The sequence below is a fragment of the Noviluteimonas lactosilytica genome, assembly GCF_020866925.1.
Lineage (GTDB): Bacteria > Pseudomonadota > Gammaproteobacteria > Xanthomonadales > Xanthomonadaceae > Noviluteimonas > Noviluteimonas lactosilytica.
In genome coordinates this window covers 18,002-32,106 of the sequence record NZ_JAJGAK010000004.1, presented here as the reverse complement: position 1 = coordinate 32,106, position 14,105 = coordinate 18,002, and the positions used below count along the sequence as shown (strand labels likewise).

18 protein-coding genes are annotated in these 14,105 nt (G+C 68.5%); 6 read left to right on the top strand and 12 right to left on the bottom strand.

Going from position 1 to position 14,105, the window contains the following annotated elements; translation table 11 throughout:
* Position 1 precedes the first annotated feature (1 nt).
* On the top strand, positions 2 to 1,249 hold the full coding sequence (locus LK996_RS14130; protein ID WP_230528017.1) for a multifunctional CCA addition/repair protein: 1,248 nt from the start codon (positions 2 to 4) through the stop codon (positions 1,247 to 1,249).
* Here the strand turns inward: LK996_RS14130 and LK996_RS14125 are convergent.
* Both LK996_RS14125 and LK996_RS14120 read right to left on the bottom strand, forming a co-directional pair.
* Positions 1,246 to 1,584: a VanZ family protein gene (locus LK996_RS14125; RefSeq protein ID WP_230528259.1), complete on the bottom strand. Its 339-nt coding sequence runs from the start codon at positions 1,582 to 1,584 to the stop codon at positions 1,246 to 1,248. The two genes, LK996_RS14130 and LK996_RS14125, sit on opposite strands and share 4 nt — an antisense overlap.
* Positions 1,585 to 1,670: 86 nt before the next feature.
* Complete coding sequence (locus LK996_RS14120) at positions 1,671 to 2,882, bottom strand: class I SAM-dependent methyltransferase (protein ID WP_230528016.1); 1,212 nt, start codon at positions 2,880 to 2,882, stop codon at positions 1,671 to 1,673.
* Positions 2,883 to 2,937: 55 nt separating this feature from the next.
* Between LK996_RS14120 and LK996_RS14115 the strand changes: the two genes are divergently transcribed.
* Entirely contained in the window at positions 2,938 to 3,675 is a 738-nt protein-coding gene (locus LK996_RS14115) for a pteridine reductase (protein WP_230528015.1), read from the top strand.
* Between the two features lie 8 nt (positions 3,676 to 3,683).
* Here the strand turns inward: LK996_RS14115 and folK are convergent, their stop codons facing one another.
* The 3 genes from folK to tsaD are packed head-to-tail and all read right to left on the bottom strand — an operon-like array spanning position 3,684 to position 5,598.
* Positions 3,684 to 4,199, bottom strand: a complete 516-nt coding sequence (gene folK / locus LK996_RS14110; protein ID WP_230528014.1) for a 2-amino-4-hydroxy-6-hydroxymethyldihydropteridine diphosphokinase — start codon at positions 4,197 to 4,199, stop codon at positions 3,684 to 3,686.
* Positions 4,196 to 4,561, bottom strand: coding sequence for a dihydroneopterin aldolase (folB, locus tag LK996_RS14105; protein ID WP_230528013.1), 366 nt, complete (start codon positions 4,559 to 4,561; stop codon positions 4,196 to 4,198). The genes folK and folB overlap by 4 nt, the downstream gene beginning before the upstream one ends.
* A complete protein-coding gene (tsaD, locus tag LK996_RS14100; RefSeq protein ID WP_230528012.1) occupies positions 4,558 to 5,598 on the bottom strand; it encodes a tRNA (adenosine(37)-N6)-threonylcarbamoyltransferase complex transferase subunit TsaD in 1,041 nt (346 codons plus the stop codon). The genes folB and tsaD overlap by 4 nt, the downstream gene beginning before the upstream one ends.
* An 87-nt stretch (positions 5,599 to 5,685) precedes the next feature.
* Between tsaD and rpsU the strand changes: the two genes are divergently transcribed.
* The 3 genes from rpsU (at position 5,686) to dnaG (ending at position 8,240) form a co-directional block, all read left to right on the top strand.
* On the top strand, positions 5,686 to 5,901 hold the full coding sequence (rpsU, locus tag LK996_RS14095) for a 30S ribosomal protein S21 (protein ID WP_036170822.1): 216 nt from the start codon (positions 5,686 to 5,688) through the stop codon (positions 5,899 to 5,901).
* A 109-nt stretch (positions 5,902 to 6,010) separates the two neighbouring features.
* Entirely contained in the window at positions 6,011 to 6,460 is a 450-nt protein-coding gene (locus tag LK996_RS14090) for a GatB/YqeY domain-containing protein (protein WP_230528011.1), read from the top strand.
* 52 nt (positions 6,461 to 6,512) lie between these two features.
* Complete coding sequence (gene dnaG, locus LK996_RS14085) at positions 6,513 to 8,240, top strand: DNA primase (protein WP_230528010.1); 1,728 nt, start codon at positions 6,513 to 6,515, stop codon at positions 8,238 to 8,240.
* Positions 8,241 to 8,702: 462 nt separating this feature from the next.
* Here dnaG and LK996_RS14080 read toward each other — a convergent pair whose 3' ends face one another.
* Genes LK996_RS14080 through LK996_RS14065 form a run of 4 tightly spaced genes read right to left on the bottom strand, consistent with a single transcriptional unit; the run spans position 8,703 to position 12,086 of the window.
* Positions 8,703 to 9,623 (bottom strand): heme o synthase, encoded by a 921-nt coding sequence (locus LK996_RS14080; RefSeq protein ID WP_230528009.1) that lies wholly within the window; start codon positions 9,621 to 9,623, stop codon positions 8,703 to 8,705.
* A gap of 6 nt (positions 9,624 to 9,629) precedes the next feature.
* Positions 9,630 to 10,790 carry a COX15/CtaA family protein gene (locus LK996_RS14075; protein WP_230528008.1) on the bottom strand — a complete coding sequence of 387 codons (1,161 nt, stop codon included), beginning with the start codon at positions 10,788 to 10,790 and terminating at the stop codon, positions 9,630 to 9,632.
* Position 10,791: 1 nt separating this feature from the next.
* Positions 10,792 to 11,385 carry a hypothetical protein gene (locus LK996_RS14070; RefSeq protein ID WP_230528007.1) on the bottom strand — a complete coding sequence of 198 codons (594 nt, stop codon included), beginning with the start codon at positions 11,383 to 11,385 and terminating at the stop codon, positions 10,792 to 10,794.
* Positions 11,382 to 12,086 (bottom strand): SURF1 family protein, encoded by a 705-nt coding sequence (locus tag LK996_RS14065; protein ID WP_230528006.1) that lies wholly within the window; start codon positions 12,084 to 12,086, stop codon positions 11,382 to 11,384. Before LK996_RS14065 ends, LK996_RS14070 begins: the two co-directional genes overlap by 4 nt.
* 60 nt (positions 12,087 to 12,146) lie before the next feature.
* Between LK996_RS14065 and LK996_RS14060 the strand changes: the two genes are divergently transcribed.
* Positions 12,147 to 12,377 carry a twin transmembrane helix small protein gene (locus tag LK996_RS14060; RefSeq protein ID WP_230528005.1) on the top strand — a complete coding sequence of 77 codons (231 nt, stop codon included), beginning with the start codon at positions 12,147 to 12,149 and terminating at the stop codon, positions 12,375 to 12,377.
* 87 nt (positions 12,378 to 12,464) lie between these two features.
* Here LK996_RS14060 and LK996_RS14055 read toward each other — a convergent pair whose 3' ends face one another.
* Genes LK996_RS14055 through LK996_RS14045 form a run of 3 tightly spaced genes read right to left on the bottom strand, consistent with a single transcriptional unit; the run spans position 12,465 to position 14,097 of the window.
* Complete coding sequence (locus tag LK996_RS14055) at positions 12,465 to 13,346, bottom strand: cytochrome c oxidase subunit 3 (protein ID WP_230528004.1); 882 nt, start codon at positions 13,344 to 13,346, stop codon at positions 12,465 to 12,467.
* A 26-nt stretch (positions 13,347 to 13,372) separates the two neighbouring features.
* Positions 13,373 to 13,957 carry a cytochrome c oxidase assembly protein gene (locus tag LK996_RS14050; protein WP_230528003.1) on the bottom strand — a complete coding sequence of 195 codons (585 nt, stop codon included), beginning with the start codon at positions 13,955 to 13,957 and terminating at the stop codon, positions 13,373 to 13,375.
* Complete coding sequence (locus LK996_RS14045; RefSeq protein ID WP_230528002.1) at positions 13,954 to 14,097, bottom strand: hypothetical protein; 144 nt, start codon at positions 14,095 to 14,097, stop codon at positions 13,954 to 13,956. Before LK996_RS14045 ends, LK996_RS14050 begins: the two co-directional genes overlap by 4 nt.
* Positions 14,098 to 14,105 lie beyond the last annotated feature (8 nt).

The following is a 14,105-nucleotide window of genomic DNA, read 5'->3' as shown; positions in this document are numbered from 1 at the left end:
GATGGAGACCTACCTCGTCGGCGGTGCGGTGCGGGATCGCCTGCTGGGCCTGCCGGCGGGGGATCGCGACTTCGTGGTCGTCGGCGCGACGCCCGCGCAGATGCTCGCGCAAGGCTTCAAGCCCGTCGGCCGCGACTTTCCCGTGTTCCTGCATCCGGACACCCAGCAGGAGTACGCGCTCGCGCGCACCGAACGCAAGTCGGGGCGCGGCTATCGCGGGTTCGTCGTCGACAGCGATCCGGGCGTGACGCTCGAGGAAGACCTGCAGCGTCGCGACTTCACGATCAATGCGATCGCCGAACGCGAAGACGGCACGCTCGTCGATCCCTGGGGCGGCGCGCGCGACATCGAGCAGCGCGTGCTGCGCCACGTCGGTCCCGCGTTCGTCGAAGATCCGTTGCGCGTGCTGCGCGCGGCACGTTTCATGGCGCGCTTCGCGTCGCTCGGGTTCGAGATCGCGCCGGAGACGATGGCGCTGATGCGCGAGATCGTCGCGTCGGGCGAAATGGCCGAACTCGTGCCCGAGCGCGTGTGGCAGGAACTTGTGCGTGCGCTCGCGTCGAAGACGCCGTCCGCGTTCGTGCGCACGTTACGCGCGTGCGACGCGCTCGCGATCGTGCTGCCGGAAGTCGACGCGCTCTACGGCGTACCGCAGCGCGCGGAGTACCACCCAGAAGTCGACACGGGCAAACACATCGAACTGGTGTGCGACATGGCCGCGAGTCTCGCACCGGGCGATGCCGTCGTCGGTTTCGCCGCGCTCGTGCACGACCTGGGCAAAGCACTGACGCCCGAAGACGTGTTGCCCAAACACCTCGGCCACGAACACGCGGGCCTCGCGCCGCTGCGCGAACTCTGCGCGCGCATGAAGGTGCCGGCGCAACATCGCGACCTGGCGAAGATCGCCTGCCGCGAACATCTCAACGTGCATCGCCTGTTCGAACTGCGCGACAAGACCGTGCATGACCTGCTCGTGCGCTGCGACGGATTCCGCCAGCCCGCGCGCATCGCGCAGCTCGGCGTCGTGTGCGAAGCGGACAAGCGCGGGCGCACGGGGCTCGAAGACCGACCGTATCCGCAGCGCGAGGAGTTGGTGCGTTTGCTGGAAGTCGCGCAGTCGGTCCGCGCCGCGGATGTCGCGCGCGAGGGCCTCGAAGGTCCAGCGCTGGGCGAGGCGCTGGCGAAGGCACGTATCCGCGCGATCCGTGCGGCGCGGCCGCCACGCGAGCCCGCGGAAGAAACGACCTAGCGCGCGAAGCGTCGATCCATCCGCAACAAGGCATCGCGTACCGGCGCCAACACCGTCGCCATGCCGATCACGACGCCACAGGTATTCGCGAGCGCATCCCACGCATCCATCTCGCGCGTCGTCGTCAGCGCATCCTGCGCGACTTCGATGCCGACGCCGAGCAGCACGAGCCCGATCGCCGCGGACAACAACGCACGCTTCGTCGCGAACAGCTGCACCGCCATCGCGGCCAGGATCGCGTAGCCCAGCAAGTGTTCGACCTTGTCGCTGCCCGCCGGCAGGTCCGGCAACAACAACGCGGGCAGCAACGAACCGACGATCACCAGCGCGATCATCGTCCACCACGCACCGAGCCAGCGTTGCGGGCGCGCGAACGATTTCAGCGCGCCCGTGCCGGGGAATCCTGCCCCGAGCAAGCGGATCACAGGCGCCAGCTCAGGTCGCCGTGCAGGAAGGCGGCGCCGAATTCGACGTCGCGCTGGAAGCCCATCACCTGGAAGCGTTCGCCCATTTCGCCGGGCAGCGTGAGGCGCTTGGCTTCCTGGCGGAGGCGATAGCGTTGCGCTTCGTCGTGCGCGCGCGCTTCGGCGGCGGCGAGGTTGGTTTCCAGGCCGTTGCCGATCAGGAAGCTCGCCTGCGAGCAGTACCCCGCGAGGTCGAAGCCCGCGCCCGTGCCCGCTTCGGCGAGCGCGGTGAAATCCACCGACGCGGTGATGTCCTGCAGGCCCGGCAACGCATACACGTCGTCGGTCATGCGATGGCGAATGAAGGCGCGCAGCGTGCCGTCGTGGCGCTGGTGCGAGTAGTACTCGGCGCGCGGGTAGCCGTAGTCGACGAACAACATCGCGCCCTTGCGCAATCCGCCCATCACCGCCTGCACCCAGTACGGCAACTGCGGGAGCAATTCGGAGCGATAGCCGTCCGGGAACGCCCCGTCGCGCTGCCGTTCGACATGGCGCACGGCCGCGGCGAGCAACGCATCCGCTGGCCGGTCCGTGCGCACGAAGTGGCCTTCGGCATCGAGCGCGACGTGCTCCTCGAACACTTCGCCCTCGCGCAGCGTGAAGCGCGGCGTCGGCAACGCGTCGATCACTTCGTTGGCGAACAGCACGCCGTTCCAGTCGTGCGAAGGCGGCGCGTCGAGCCATTCGACGAGGTCGTAGAGCAACGGGAGCCGTTCGCGCAGGCGCTCCTGCTGGCGCTGTCGCAGGTCGGCGCTGGGTTCGAGGATCGCGTAGCGCGCGGGCAAGGCGTCGGCGGCGAGCAGCTTCTTCAGCGCGACTTCGGCGAACGCGCCGCTGCCGCCGCCGAGTTCGAGGAAGTCGGCGCCCGGGCCCAGTTGTTGCAGCAAGGGCGCGACGCTGTCGGCGACGCATGCGGCGAACAACGGCCCGAGCTCCGGCGCGGTGACGAAGTCGCCAGCCGCGCCGAACTTGGTCGCGCCCGCGCTGTAGTAACCGAGCCCCGGTGCGTAGAGGCACAGCTCCATGAAGCGCGAGAACGGGATCGCGCCGCCGGCGCCGAGGATCTGCGCCTGGATGTGCTGGCGCAGGCGCTCGCTGTGCGCCAGGGCGATGGCGTCGGGGATCGGCGCGCGGGCGGGATCGGGATGGGCTTCCGGCGTTGCGGACATGGACGCGTTAAACATCGACAATGCCGCAGGATAGCCCGAAGCCCCTGAGCCGCCCATGATGGAACGACCCGCGGTCCTCATCACCGGCAGTGCCCGCCGCCTCGGCGCCGCGATCGCGCGCGGGCTGCATGCAGCCGGCTTCGATGTCGCGCTCCATTGCCACGCCTCGCGCGCGGAGGCCGATGCGCTCGCGACCGACCTCGAATCGATGCGCGCCGGCTCGACCGTGGTGTTGAAGGCCGACCTCGCCGCGTTCGACCGCCTGCCCGAACTGGTCGCGCACACCGTCGGCCGCTTCGGCAGGCTCGACGCGCTGGTCAACAACGCGTCCGCGTTCTTCCCCACGCCGATCGGCGCGGCGACGCCCGATCAATGGGATGCGTTGTTCAACGCGAACGCGCGCGCACCGTTCTTCCTCGCGCAGGCCGCAGCGCCGCACCTGCGTGCGTCGCGCGGCGCGATCGTGAATCTCGCCGACATCCACGCCGAGCGCCCGCTGCGCGATCACACGCTGTACGGCATGAGCAAGGCCGCGCTCGTGCACATGACGCGCGCGCTCGCGCTCGAACTCGCGCCCGAAGTTCGCGTCAACGCGATCGCGCCCGGCGCGATCCTCTGGCCCGACTCGGGCAAGGCCGATGCGGCGAAGCAGGCGCTGCTCGAACGCACGCCGCTGCAGCGCACCGGCACGCCGGAAGAGGTCGCCGACACCGTGCGGTGGTTGTTGCGCGATGCGACGTACGTGACCGGACAGGTGATCCGGCTCGACGGCGGGCGGATGCTGGAAGCCTGAAGCCGCGGCTAGAGGACTTCGACGACTTCCAGCGCCTTCCCGAAATCCGGATGCGCGCGCCACAAGTCGCCGAGCGTCATGTGGCGCACCGGATCGACGAACAACGGCGCGATGTCGGCGAGCGGACGCAGGACGAAGGCGTGGCGCAATTCGTCGCGCGGCAGGCGCAGGCCACGTTCGTCGAGCACCACGTGTTCGAAGTAGACGAGGTCGATGTCGAGCGTGCGATCGTTGAATTTCACCGGCCCGCGCACGCGGCCGTTGGCGCGTTCGAGATCGTGCAGCCATTCGGCCAGCGCGAAGGGATCGAGGTCGCTGGCGATCATCGCCGCGGCGTTGAGGAAATCCGGGCCTTCGAAGCCCACGGCCGGCACGCGATAGACCGGCGAGACGAGGACGACGCCGAAGCGTTCGCGCAACGCCGCGATCGCCGCGCGCAGGTGGCGCTCGGGTTCGACGTTGCTGCCGAGGCTCAGGAACGCCCGCGAACGGCCGGCCTTCGAATGATCCGTCGTCGCGCTCATCCGCGGCTGCGTTCGATCATCACGCCCACTGCGCGCGCGCCGCGCACGGCGCCGGGCTTGCTCAGTTTCAGGCGCACGTGCTGCACGCCGAATTCTTCGAGGATCAACGCGGCGCACCGTTCCGCCAACGTCTCGACCAGGCCGAAGTCGGAAGCGGACACGAAGGCGATGATGCGCTTGCTCACCGCCTTGTAATCCAGCGTGTCCTCGATCGCATCGGTCGCCGCGGGCTTGCGGTTGTCGAACGCCATTTCGATGTCGAACACCAGCGGCTGGCGAATGCGCCGCTCCCAGTCGTAGATGCCGATCAGCGCCTCGATCTGGAGGCCTTCGATGAACACACGATCTTGCGGGACGCTCATGCGGCGACGGTCTGGACGGCGGGCAACGATGCCATATCCCAGCGCGGTTGCACGTGGACGGCGTTGCCCGCGCGCTGGCCGGCTTCCAGGCGCAACGCGCCGGCGAAGGCGATCATCGCGCCGTTGTCGGTGCACAACGCGGGGCGCGGGAAGCACACGCGACCGTCGCGCTTGCGCGCGATCTCTTCGAGTTTCACGCGCAGTCGCTTGTTCGCGCCGACGCCGCCGGCGACGACCAGCGTGTCGCACCCCGCGGCATCGAGCGCGCGCTGGCACTTGATCGCGAGCGTGTCGATGACCGCATCTTCGAACCCGCGTGCGATGTCGGCGCGCGTCTGTTCGGATTGGTCGCTGTCGCGCCAGGCCAGCAGCACCTGCGTCTTCAGGCCGCTGAAGCTGAAGTCGAGGCCCGGGCGATCGGTCATCGGCCGCGCGAACTTGAACACCCCGGGCCGCCCCTGCTCCGCGAGCGCGGCGAGCTGCGGGCCGCCCGGATACGGCAGGCCCATCAGCTTGGCGGTCTTGTCGAAGGCTTCGCCCGCGGCGTCATCGAGGGTTTCGCCCAACAGCCGGTACTGGCCGATCGCATCGACCCCGACCAACTGCGTGTGGCCGCCCGACACCAGCAGGGCGACGAACGGCGCCTTCAGCTCCGGGTCCTCCAGCAGCGGTGCGAGCAGGTGGCCTTCCATGTGATGGACCGCGACCGCGGGCACGTCGAGGGCCCAGGCGAGCGAACGCGCGACGCCCGCGCCGACGAGCAATGCGCCGACCAGGCCGGGGCCGGCCGTGTAGGCCACGCCATCGAGGTCGGCGGTCGTGAGGCCCGCTTCGCCAAGGGTCTGGCGAATGAGGGGCAGGAGCTTGCGCACGTGGTCGCGGCTCGCGAGCTCCGGCACGACCCCGCCGTATTCGGCGTGAAGGGCGATCTGGCTGTAGACCGCATGCGCGCGCAGGCCTTCGGGGCCGGGGCGCGCGGTGTCGTAGACGGCCACGCCGGTCTCGTCGCAGGAGGTCTCGATGCCGAGGACGCGCATGACGGTTGTTGTCTGAAGGGCAGGCCGCTATCATACGCGGCTCCCCGGGTCTGCCCCGGCAGATCCTCTATAGAAACGAGATACCGTATGCCGAGCGTCAAAGTCCGCGAAAACGAGCCTTTCGAGTTTGCCCTGCGCCGCTTCAAGCGCACCTGCGAGAAGGCCGGCGTGCTCGCCGAGACCCGCAAGCGCGAGTTCTACGAGAAGCCGACGCAGGAACGCAAGCGCAAGGCCGCTGCCGCGGTGAAGCGCCAGGCGCGCCGCACCTCGCGCGACGTCACGAAGCGCCAGCGCCTGTACTGATCCGGCGCCGGCGGCGAGTCGCTCGCCCCGCCCCGCATCGGTCCAAACCTCGCGAAGCCGGCCGCGCCCATGCGCCGCCGGCTTTTCGCATTTCTGCAAGGAGCACTCCATGAGCCTCAAGACCCAGCTGACCGACGACATGAAGGCCGCGATGAAGGCCGGCGAGAAGGAACGCCTGGGCGTCATCCGCCTGATCAATGCCGCGATCAAGCAGAAGGAAGTCGACGAGCGCATCTCCCTGGACGATGCCCAGGTGCTCGCGGTCCTCGACAAGATGGTCAAGCAGCGCCGCGACTCGGTGAGCCAGTACGACGCGGCCGGCCGCGAGGACCTCGCGGGCGTGGAGCGCAACGAGATCGCGATCATCGAGCACTACCTGCCCGCGAAGATGTCGGAAGCCGAGATCGAGGACGTGGTCGACGGCGCGATCCGCGACAGCGGCGCGGCCGGCCCTGCCGACATGGGCAAGCTGATGGGCGTGCTCAAGCCGCGCCTTGCGGGCAAGGCCGACATGGGCGACGTCTCGGCGATCGTGAAGCGCCGCCTCGCCGGCGGCTGATGTCTCGCGCGCGGCCATCGCCCTCGCGCGCGCTCGTGGCATCCTGACACCGATGGCCCGCATCCCCGACGCTTTCATCGACGACCTGCTCGCGCGCACCGACATCGTCGAGGTGATCGCGTCGCGCGTGCCGCTCAAGCGCCAGGGCAAGGAATTCGCGTCGCGCTGTCCCTTCCACGACGAACGCTCGGCGAGCTTCACCGTCTCGCCGACCAAGCAGTTCTATCACTGCTTCGGCTGCGGCGCGCACGGCACCGCGATCTCGTTCCTGATGAACTACGACCGCCTCGAGTTCCTCGACGCGGTCGACGAACTCGCCAAGCGCGTCGGCATGGAAGTGCCGCGCGACACGCGGCAGAAGAACGAGAACCACGACACCACCGACCTGTTCGGCGCGCTCGACGCGTCGGCGAAGTTCTTCCGCAAGCACCTGGGCAACAGCGCGAAGGCGCAGGCCTACGTCGACAAGCGCGGCATCGCGCCCGCGATCGCCGAACGCTACGGCATCGGTTACGCGCCCGACGGTTTCAACGCGCTGCGCGACGCGCTCGGCACCGACCAGCGCCGCATGCAGTTGCTCGAACGTGCGGGCCTGTTCTCGAAGAACGACAAGGGCCACGTCTACGACAAGTTCCGCGACCGGCTGATGTTCCCGATCGCCGATCGGCGCGGGCGCACGATCGCGTTCGGCGGCCGCGTGCTCGATCCCGAGGATTCGCCGAAGTACCTCAACTCGCCGGAGACGCCGCTCTTCCACAAGGGTCGCGAGTTGTACGGCCTGTGGCAGGCGCGGCAGGTCAACAGCAAGCTCGATCGCCTGATCGTGGTCGAGGGCTACATGGACGTCGTCGCGCTCGCGCAGTACGGCGTGTCGCAGGCGGTCGCCACCCTCGGCACGGCGACGACGCCGGATCACGCGGAGTTGTTGTTCCGCAACGCGGCCGACGTGTTCTTCTGCTTCGACGGCGATCGCGCGGGACGCAGCGCCGCGTGGAAGGCGCTCGAATCGGTGCTGCCGCGCATGAAGGACGGCCGCCAGGCGTTTTTCCTCTTCCTGCCCGACGGCGAGGACCCGGACACCATCGTGCGCAAGGAAGGCAGCGAAGGATTCGATGCGCGCCTGCGCGACGCGACGCCGCTGTCGGAGTTCTTCTACGCGCAGATGTCGTCGGACGTGAACCTGTCGAGCCTCGACGGCAAGGCGCGCCTGGCCGAACGATGCAAGCCGTTGCTCGCGCAGATTCCCGATGGCGCGTTCGGCGACCTGATGAAGCAGCGCCTCACCGAACTCACCGGCGTCGGTGCACGCGCCGCGCAACCCGAAACGCACGTGCCTGCGCAGCGCGCGCGCAATGCGCCCGCGCTCAATGCGACGCCCAAGCGCAGCCTCGTGCGCAGCGCGATCGCCCTGTTGTTGCAGCAACCGTCGATCGCGCTCGCGCTCGAACCGCCCTATCGCTTCGCCGAATTGCGCCAGCCCGGCGTGGACCTGTTGTCGGAACTCGTCGCACTCGTGCGCGAGCGTCCCGACATCCGCACCGGCGGCTTGCTCGAACATTTCGGCGAACGCGAGGAAGCGGCGGCGCTGCACAAGCTCGCCACGCAATCGCTACCCGGCGACGAGGCGATGTGGGAGACGGAGTTCGTCGACGTCATGGCGCAACTCGAGAAGCAGACCGTGCAGCAGCGCATCGCCGAACTCCAGGCGAAGAAGCTGGAAGGCGCGCTCGAAGATTACGAAAAGGACGAACTACGCGGGCTGCTGTCGACGCGCGCCTGATGCATTCGACTCGCGTGTTCCCCACGCGCCTGGGACATCGCCGGCGCCGGTGACCCGCCGCGCCAGGTTCGACGCTGTCGTGGCGGTGTGTCGGCTGCGCCGTCGCCGCCCGATCACCGACGCCGACGATGTTCCAGTCGCCCCGGTGGATGCGAGGACGCGCGGGATTGGTTCAACGTCAGGCGGGCCCGCTGGTCAGCGCCCAGAACACGGCGCCGCACAGGGCGAGGAAGAGCAGCACGCGGGCACTGCGTTCGCTGCGGTCGGAACGATCGTCGTTGCGCATGGGTGGAACTCCCTTCCCGGCCGTCACTGACGTGAACCCCCTCCGGGAGGGCCATCTGACGCCTGCGCACGCGCAGTGTTTGGGCCGCGCGTCACATCCCGCGCGGCGCCGCCGGATTTGTTCAGGGAGTGCGGAGGCAGGCCGGTTCGATGCGCGACGGCCTCCGCGTTTTCACGTCAGCCGACCGGGCGGAATTCCACCGCGGGGGCGGCCTGCAGCCACGGCATCAGCCAGTGGTCGACGAGGAGGAAGGCGAACAGCGCCATCAGGTACACGACCGAGTACTGGAACATGCGCATCGCGAAGAACTCGTCCGGCGGATCGAGCATGCGCCACGCATACCAGAGGAACACCGCGCCGAGCACGAGCGCGCCGCCCAGGTAGAAGATCCCGCTCATGGCCAGCGCGAACGGCAACAGCGTCGCGAGGACCAGCAGCACCGAATAGAACAGGATCTGCCAGCGCGTATAGGTCACCCCGTGCGTCACCGGTAGCATCGGGACCATCGCCTTCGCGTAGTCCTCGCGGCGGAAGATCGCGAGCGCCCAGAAGTGCGGCGGCGTCCAGAGGTAGATGATCAGCACGAGCGTGAGCGCGTAGGCCCAGTCGTACTCGCCGTGCATGCCGGTGATCGCCGACCAGCCGAGCAGCGGCGGCGCCGCCCCGGCGATGCCGCCGATCACGATGTTCTGCGGCGTCGCGCGCTTCAACCATCCGGTGTAGACGATCGCGTAACCGATCAGCGACGCGAACGTCAGCAGCGCGCACAGCGGGTTGACGAGGAACACCAGGATCGCCATCGACGACAGGCCGAGCGCCAGCGCGAACACCACCGCCTGCGACGTCTTCAATCCACCCGTGGGCAGCGGACGATCGTGCGTGCGTGCCATCAACGCGTCGATGCGCTGGTCGAGCACGTGGTTGATCGCCGCCGCCGACGCCGCGGCGAGCCAGATGCCGAGCAGGCCGAACACGGTCTCGCGCCACGGCGGCAGGCCGGGCACGGCGAGGAACATGCCCACCAGCGCGGTGAACACGATGAGCGCGACCACGCGCGGCTTGGTCAGGGTCCAATATTGGGCGACGCGTGAGCGCATAAGGCGTCAGGCCTCCGGCGCGCGCACGCGCGCGATGAGCGAGACCAGCACGAACAGCAGCAGCGCCGCGCCCGCGTTGTGGAGCACCGCGATGTGCAGCGGAAGCCCGAGCTTCACGTTCGCGATGCCGAGCCCCACCTGCGCGAACAACAGCACGCCGAGCGTCGCGCCCCATGCATGCAGGCCCGGGATGCGCACCAGGCGGATCGCGAGCCACAGCAGGTACGCGAACGCGACCACCGCCATCATGCGATGCGCCATCTGGATCGCGATGCGCGACTGGCCGTCGAGCACGCCGCCTTCGTAGTCCACGCCGATGCCGCGCCAGAGCACGAAGCCTTCGCGGAAATCGGTCGGCGGCCACCATTGACCGACGCACTTCGGGAAATCGTTGGCGCACGCGAGCGCGGCGTAGTTCGCGCTGGTCCAGCCGCCGAGCGCGATCTGGATCGCGAGCAACGTGAGGCCGACCGCGATCAGCACGTGCATGCGCCGCGCGAACGCGAGGCGGATCGGCATGTTGGTCGCGCGCCACGCCATCCACACCAGCAGCGAGAACGTCAGCAATCCGCCGAGCAGGTGGCCCATGACGACGATGGGTTTCAGCAGCCACGTCACCGTCCACATGCCGAGCAAGGCCTGGAAGACGATGACCATCAAGGTGAGCGACGACGCACGCGCGAGGTCGACGTTCGACCAGCGCAATGCACCGGCGAGCAGCAGCGCTTCGCCCGCGATCGCGAACACCGATGCGGCGACGTGTTGCCCCTGCATGTACAGCGGGATGCCGATGCCCACGAGCAATGCGGCGAGCAGCACCTGCGCGACGCCGAAGCTGCGCTTGCGCGCGCCGAGCACCGCGAGCACGAGCACGAGCAGGCCGAGCGAACCGGCGAGCATGCGATGCAGCTGTTCGCGCCACGCCTTGTGCGGCTCGACGGCGCGGATCGCGGTCGCGACATGATCGGCGGCGTCGTGCGCGGCCTGCGGCCACGCGGCGCGGCCGTAACACGTCGGCCAATCGGGGCAGCTCAGGCCCGCGTTCGACAAGCGCACGAACGCGCCGAACACGATCACGCCGAACGCGAGCGCGGCCGCGAGCCATGCGATGCGATGGAAGTTGCGATGCACGCTCGGTCGCGCGACGGCGGAAGCGCTGGACACCATCTCAGTTCACCTTGAGCAGGCGGGACAGGTCGGTCCGCAGGTCCGCGGGGTCGAAGCCGGGAGCGTAACGCAGAACGACGAAGCCGTTCGGATCCAGCAGGTACACCGGCATGCCCTTGGGGTCTTCCGCGCGCGGCAGGGTGTCGCGCAGCGCGCCGGACGCCCGCACGACGTGCAGCGTGTTCGGACGCGGGCCCTGCGCCGGCAATGCGCCGACCCACAGCACGTGCACGCGATCGGCATCCTTGCCCGCGAGTTGCCAGACCTTGTCGAGGTCGGTGAGCAGGCGTTCGCACGGCGCGGCATTCGCACCGTCGCAGTCGCGCGTCATCGCGACGATGCGCCACGTGCGCGGTGCGTCCTTCCAGCGATACGGCTTGCCGTCGGCGAGCTCGGGCACGATGCCGCGCAGGTCGACGACGGGTTCGACGAGTTCGCCCTTGTTCTTCAGGCCTTCGGGGCGCCAGCCGGAAAAACGCAGCAGGCCCGCGACCGCCATCGCGCCGAAGAACAGCACGAAGAGGCCGACGAGCATCCAGCGATTGCGGTTGCGCGTGGTGGTGTCGACGGGACGATGTTCGCGGGGGGCGTTCATGCGGCGCGCTTCTTCTTTCGGAAAGTAAGGACGAGTGCGGTGACGAAGACGGCGGCGCTGAGCGCCCACCATTGGACCGCGTAACCGAGGTGGCGTTCGGGGGGAAGCGTGTTCGGCAGCACGTCGAGGTTGCGTGCCCAGCCGACCTTCATCGCGGGATCCAGGCGCACGACGCGCGGCGGAAGCTCGACGCGCAGCGCATCGCGCACGGCCTCGATGTCGGCGCGCACCATCAGCCAGCGCGATGGACCGATCTGCTGCAACGCCGGCCCCATGCGCACGCCCGCCGACGGCAGCGCGGTCGCAAGGCCGCGCACGTGCAGCGGGCCTTCGGGACAGGCGACGTCGGGCATCGTGCGATCCGGCTTCACGGCGACCCAACCGAAATCGACGAGACGATGCGTCGTGCCCGTTGCCGCGACGCAATACACGTGCACGCCGGGCCTGCCGTCGCGCAGCTGGTTGTCGAGCAGCAGCGTTTCCTTCGCGATGCGCGCCTGGCCTTCGACCCACGCGAGCGACGCACCCAGGTCGCTGTCGAGTGGAACCGCGCGACGGTCGCGCAGCACGCGGTCGACCTGCGCGAGCAGGACTTCCTTCTCCTGCATGCGTGCGTACTGCCAGGAGCCGAGGCGCGCGAAGCCCGCCATCGCGAGCAGCGCCAGCGTCCAGCCGATCCAGAGCGTCCCGCGACGGGTCACGCCAACCTCCGCGCACGGCGCGATAATGCGCGCATCCACCGAACCCCCAGGGCCTGACCCATGAACGATTCGCTGAAGACGCTGTTGATCGTCGCGGTCCTGATCCTCATCCTCTGGAACCTCGGCGCCGGCCTCTATTACATGCTGGTCGACAAGGGGACGACCAAGCGCACGGTCAATGCGCTGACCAAGCGCATCGCGCTGTCGGTCGCGCTCATCCTGTTCATCATCCTCGCCATCTACATGGGCTGGATCACGCCGCACGGTGTCGGAAGCCGCCCGCCGGCCTGATCGCTCCACCCCTCGATACGACGCGGGCCGGCATGGCCGGCCCGCGACGGGATGACTGCAACGGTTTCGTCCCGCGTCGCGCGTGCCTTACAGCACGTACACGAAGAGGAACAGGCCCAGCCACACCACGTCGACGAAGTGCCAGTACCAGGCCACCGCTTCGAACGCGAAGTGGTTGTCCTTGGTGAAGTGGCCGGCGAGGCAGCGGAACCAGATGATCGCGAGCATGATGGTGCCCAGCGTCACGTGCGCGCCGTGGAAGCCGGTGAGCATGAAGAACGTCGAACCGTAGATGCCCGAGCCGAGCGTCAGGTTGAGTTCCTTGTAGGCGTGGATGTATTCCTCCGCCTGGAAGAACAGGAAGCTCGCGCCCAGCAGGATGGTCAGGCCGAGGAACAACAGCAGCTGCTTGCGGTGGCCGGCCTTCAGCGCGTGGTGCGCGATGGTCACGGTCACGCCCGAGGTCAGCAGGATCAGCGTGTTGAGCAGCGGCAGGCCCCACGCCGGGATCGTCTGGTACGTACCGCCGATGTAGCCCGGGCCGTTGCTCGGCCAGCCGCCGGTGAACTCCGACCACAGCACCGTGTGCGTGGCGAGCTTCTGGCCTTCGCCCGTGAGCCACGGCAACGCGAACTGGCGCGCGTAGAACAGCGCACCGAAGAACGCGGCGAAGAACATCACCTCGGAGAAGATGAACCAGATCATCCCCATGCGGAACGAGGTATCGACCTGCTTGTTGTAGTAGCCGCGCAGCGATTCGCGGATCACGTCGCCGAACCACTTGAACAGGATGGCGGCGAGGAACGCGACGCCGGTGAAGAACACGGCCTTGCCCCAGCTGGCTTCGTTCAGCCAGGACGCGAGGCCCAGCATCGTGAGGAACAGCGCGACCGACGCGATCACCGGCCAGCGGCTGCCGTGCGGGACGTAGTAGACGTTGGCGTCGTGGGACTCGTGGGCTTGGGCCATGACTGGTCTTCCGGATTCGTGGTGGCTCAGGGAGCCGCGTGCGACGGGTTGTGCGAACCACCCTTCGGCGCGTTCAACTGCGCGGTCTGGGTGTCGTTCTTGAAGAAGGTATACGACAGCGTGATCGTGTTGACGTCGTCCGGCAGCGCCGGGTCGACGATGAAGCGCACCGGCATCGCACGGCCTTCGCCGGCTTTCAGCGTCTGCGCGGTGAAGCAGAAGCATTCGGTCTTGTTGAAATAGCCCGACGCGCGCGCCGGCGCCACCGACGGCACCGCGTTGCCGACGATCGCGCGATCGCCGTCGTTGCGCGCGAAGTAGGTGGCTTCGTACTGCTGGCCCGGGTGGACCTGCATCGTCGCCTGCTGCGGCTCGAACTCCCACGGGAGCTTGGAGTTCACGCCACCGTCGAAGACGACGGTGACGGTGCGCTGCACGTTGGCCTTCGCGTCGAGCGGAGCGGCGATCGCTTCCTTCTCGAGACGAACGCCGAACACCTTCTCGCACGCGATGCGGTACAGCGGAACCAGCGAGAAGGTGAACGCGAACGCGCCGAGCGCGACGCCCACCATCTTGCCGACCCCGAACTTCTTCTTCTGCGGAGCGTTCATTTGCCGAACACTCCCGACAGCAGGAACGCGACGTACACCGCGAGCGCCACCGCACCGACCAGCCACGCGGTACGGCGCACACCGCTCCTGCGGCGTGCGGCGATCTCGGCTTCGATCACGGGCTTCGGGGAATCGACCATGGTCGTTT

Excerpts from the sequence above, each read along its gene's own strand:
- LK996_RS14130 (WP_230528017.1), top strand. The coding sequence starts at position 2 with ATGGAGACCTACCTCGTCGGCGGTGCGGTGCGGGATCGCCTGCTGGGC.
- LK996_RS14125 (WP_230528259.1), bottom strand. The coding sequence starts at position 1,584 with ATGATCGCGCTGGTGATCGTCGGTTCGTTGCTGCCCGCGTTGTTGTTG.
- LK996_RS14120 (WP_230528016.1), bottom strand. The coding sequence starts at position 2,882 with ATGTCCGCAACGCCGGAAGCCCATCCCGATCCCGCCCGCGCGCCGATC.
- LK996_RS14115 (WP_230528015.1), top strand. The coding sequence starts at position 2,938 with ATGATGGAACGACCCGCGGTCCTCATCACCGGCAGTGCCCGCCGCCTC.
- folK (WP_230528014.1), bottom strand. The coding sequence starts at position 4,199 with ATGAGCGCGACGACGGATCATTCGAAGGCCGGCCGTTCGCGGGCGTTC.
- folB (WP_230528013.1), bottom strand. The coding sequence starts at position 4,561 with ATGAGCGTCCCGCAAGATCGTGTGTTCATCGAAGGCCTCCAGATCGAG.
- tsaD (WP_230528012.1), bottom strand. The coding sequence starts at position 5,598 with ATGCGCGTCCTCGGCATCGAGACCTCCTGCGACGAGACCGGCGTGGCC.
- rpsU (WP_036170822.1), top strand. The coding sequence starts at position 5,686 with ATGCCGAGCGTCAAAGTCCGCGAAAACGAGCCTTTCGAGTTTGCCCTG.
- LK996_RS14090 (WP_230528011.1), top strand. The coding sequence starts at position 6,011 with ATGAGCCTCAAGACCCAGCTGACCGACGACATGAAGGCCGCGATGAAG.
- dnaG (WP_230528010.1), top strand. The coding sequence starts at position 6,513 with ATGGCCCGCATCCCCGACGCTTTCATCGACGACCTGCTCGCGCGCACC.
- LK996_RS14080 (WP_230528009.1), bottom strand. The coding sequence starts at position 9,623 with ATGCGCTCACGCGTCGCCCAATATTGGACCCTGACCAAGCCGCGCGTG.
- LK996_RS14075 (WP_230528008.1), bottom strand. The coding sequence starts at position 10,790 with ATGGTGTCCAGCGCTTCCGCCGTCGCGCGACCGAGCGTGCATCGCAAC.
- LK996_RS14070 (WP_230528007.1), bottom strand. The coding sequence starts at position 11,385 with ATGAACGCCCCCCGCGAACATCGTCCCGTCGACACCACCACGCGCAAC.
- LK996_RS14060 (WP_230528005.1), top strand. The coding sequence starts at position 12,147 with ATGAACGATTCGCTGAAGACGCTGTTGATCGTCGCGGTCCTGATCCTC.
- LK996_RS14055 (WP_230528004.1), bottom strand. The coding sequence starts at position 13,346 with ATGGCCCAAGCCCACGAGTCCCACGACGCCAACGTCTACTACGTCCCG.
- LK996_RS14050 (WP_230528003.1), bottom strand. The coding sequence starts at position 13,957 with ATGAACGCTCCGCAGAAGAAGAAGTTCGGGGTCGGCAAGATGGTGGGC.
- LK996_RS14045 (WP_230528002.1), bottom strand. The coding sequence starts at position 14,097 with ATGGTCGATTCCCCGAAGCCCGTGATCGAAGCCGAGATCGCCGCACGC.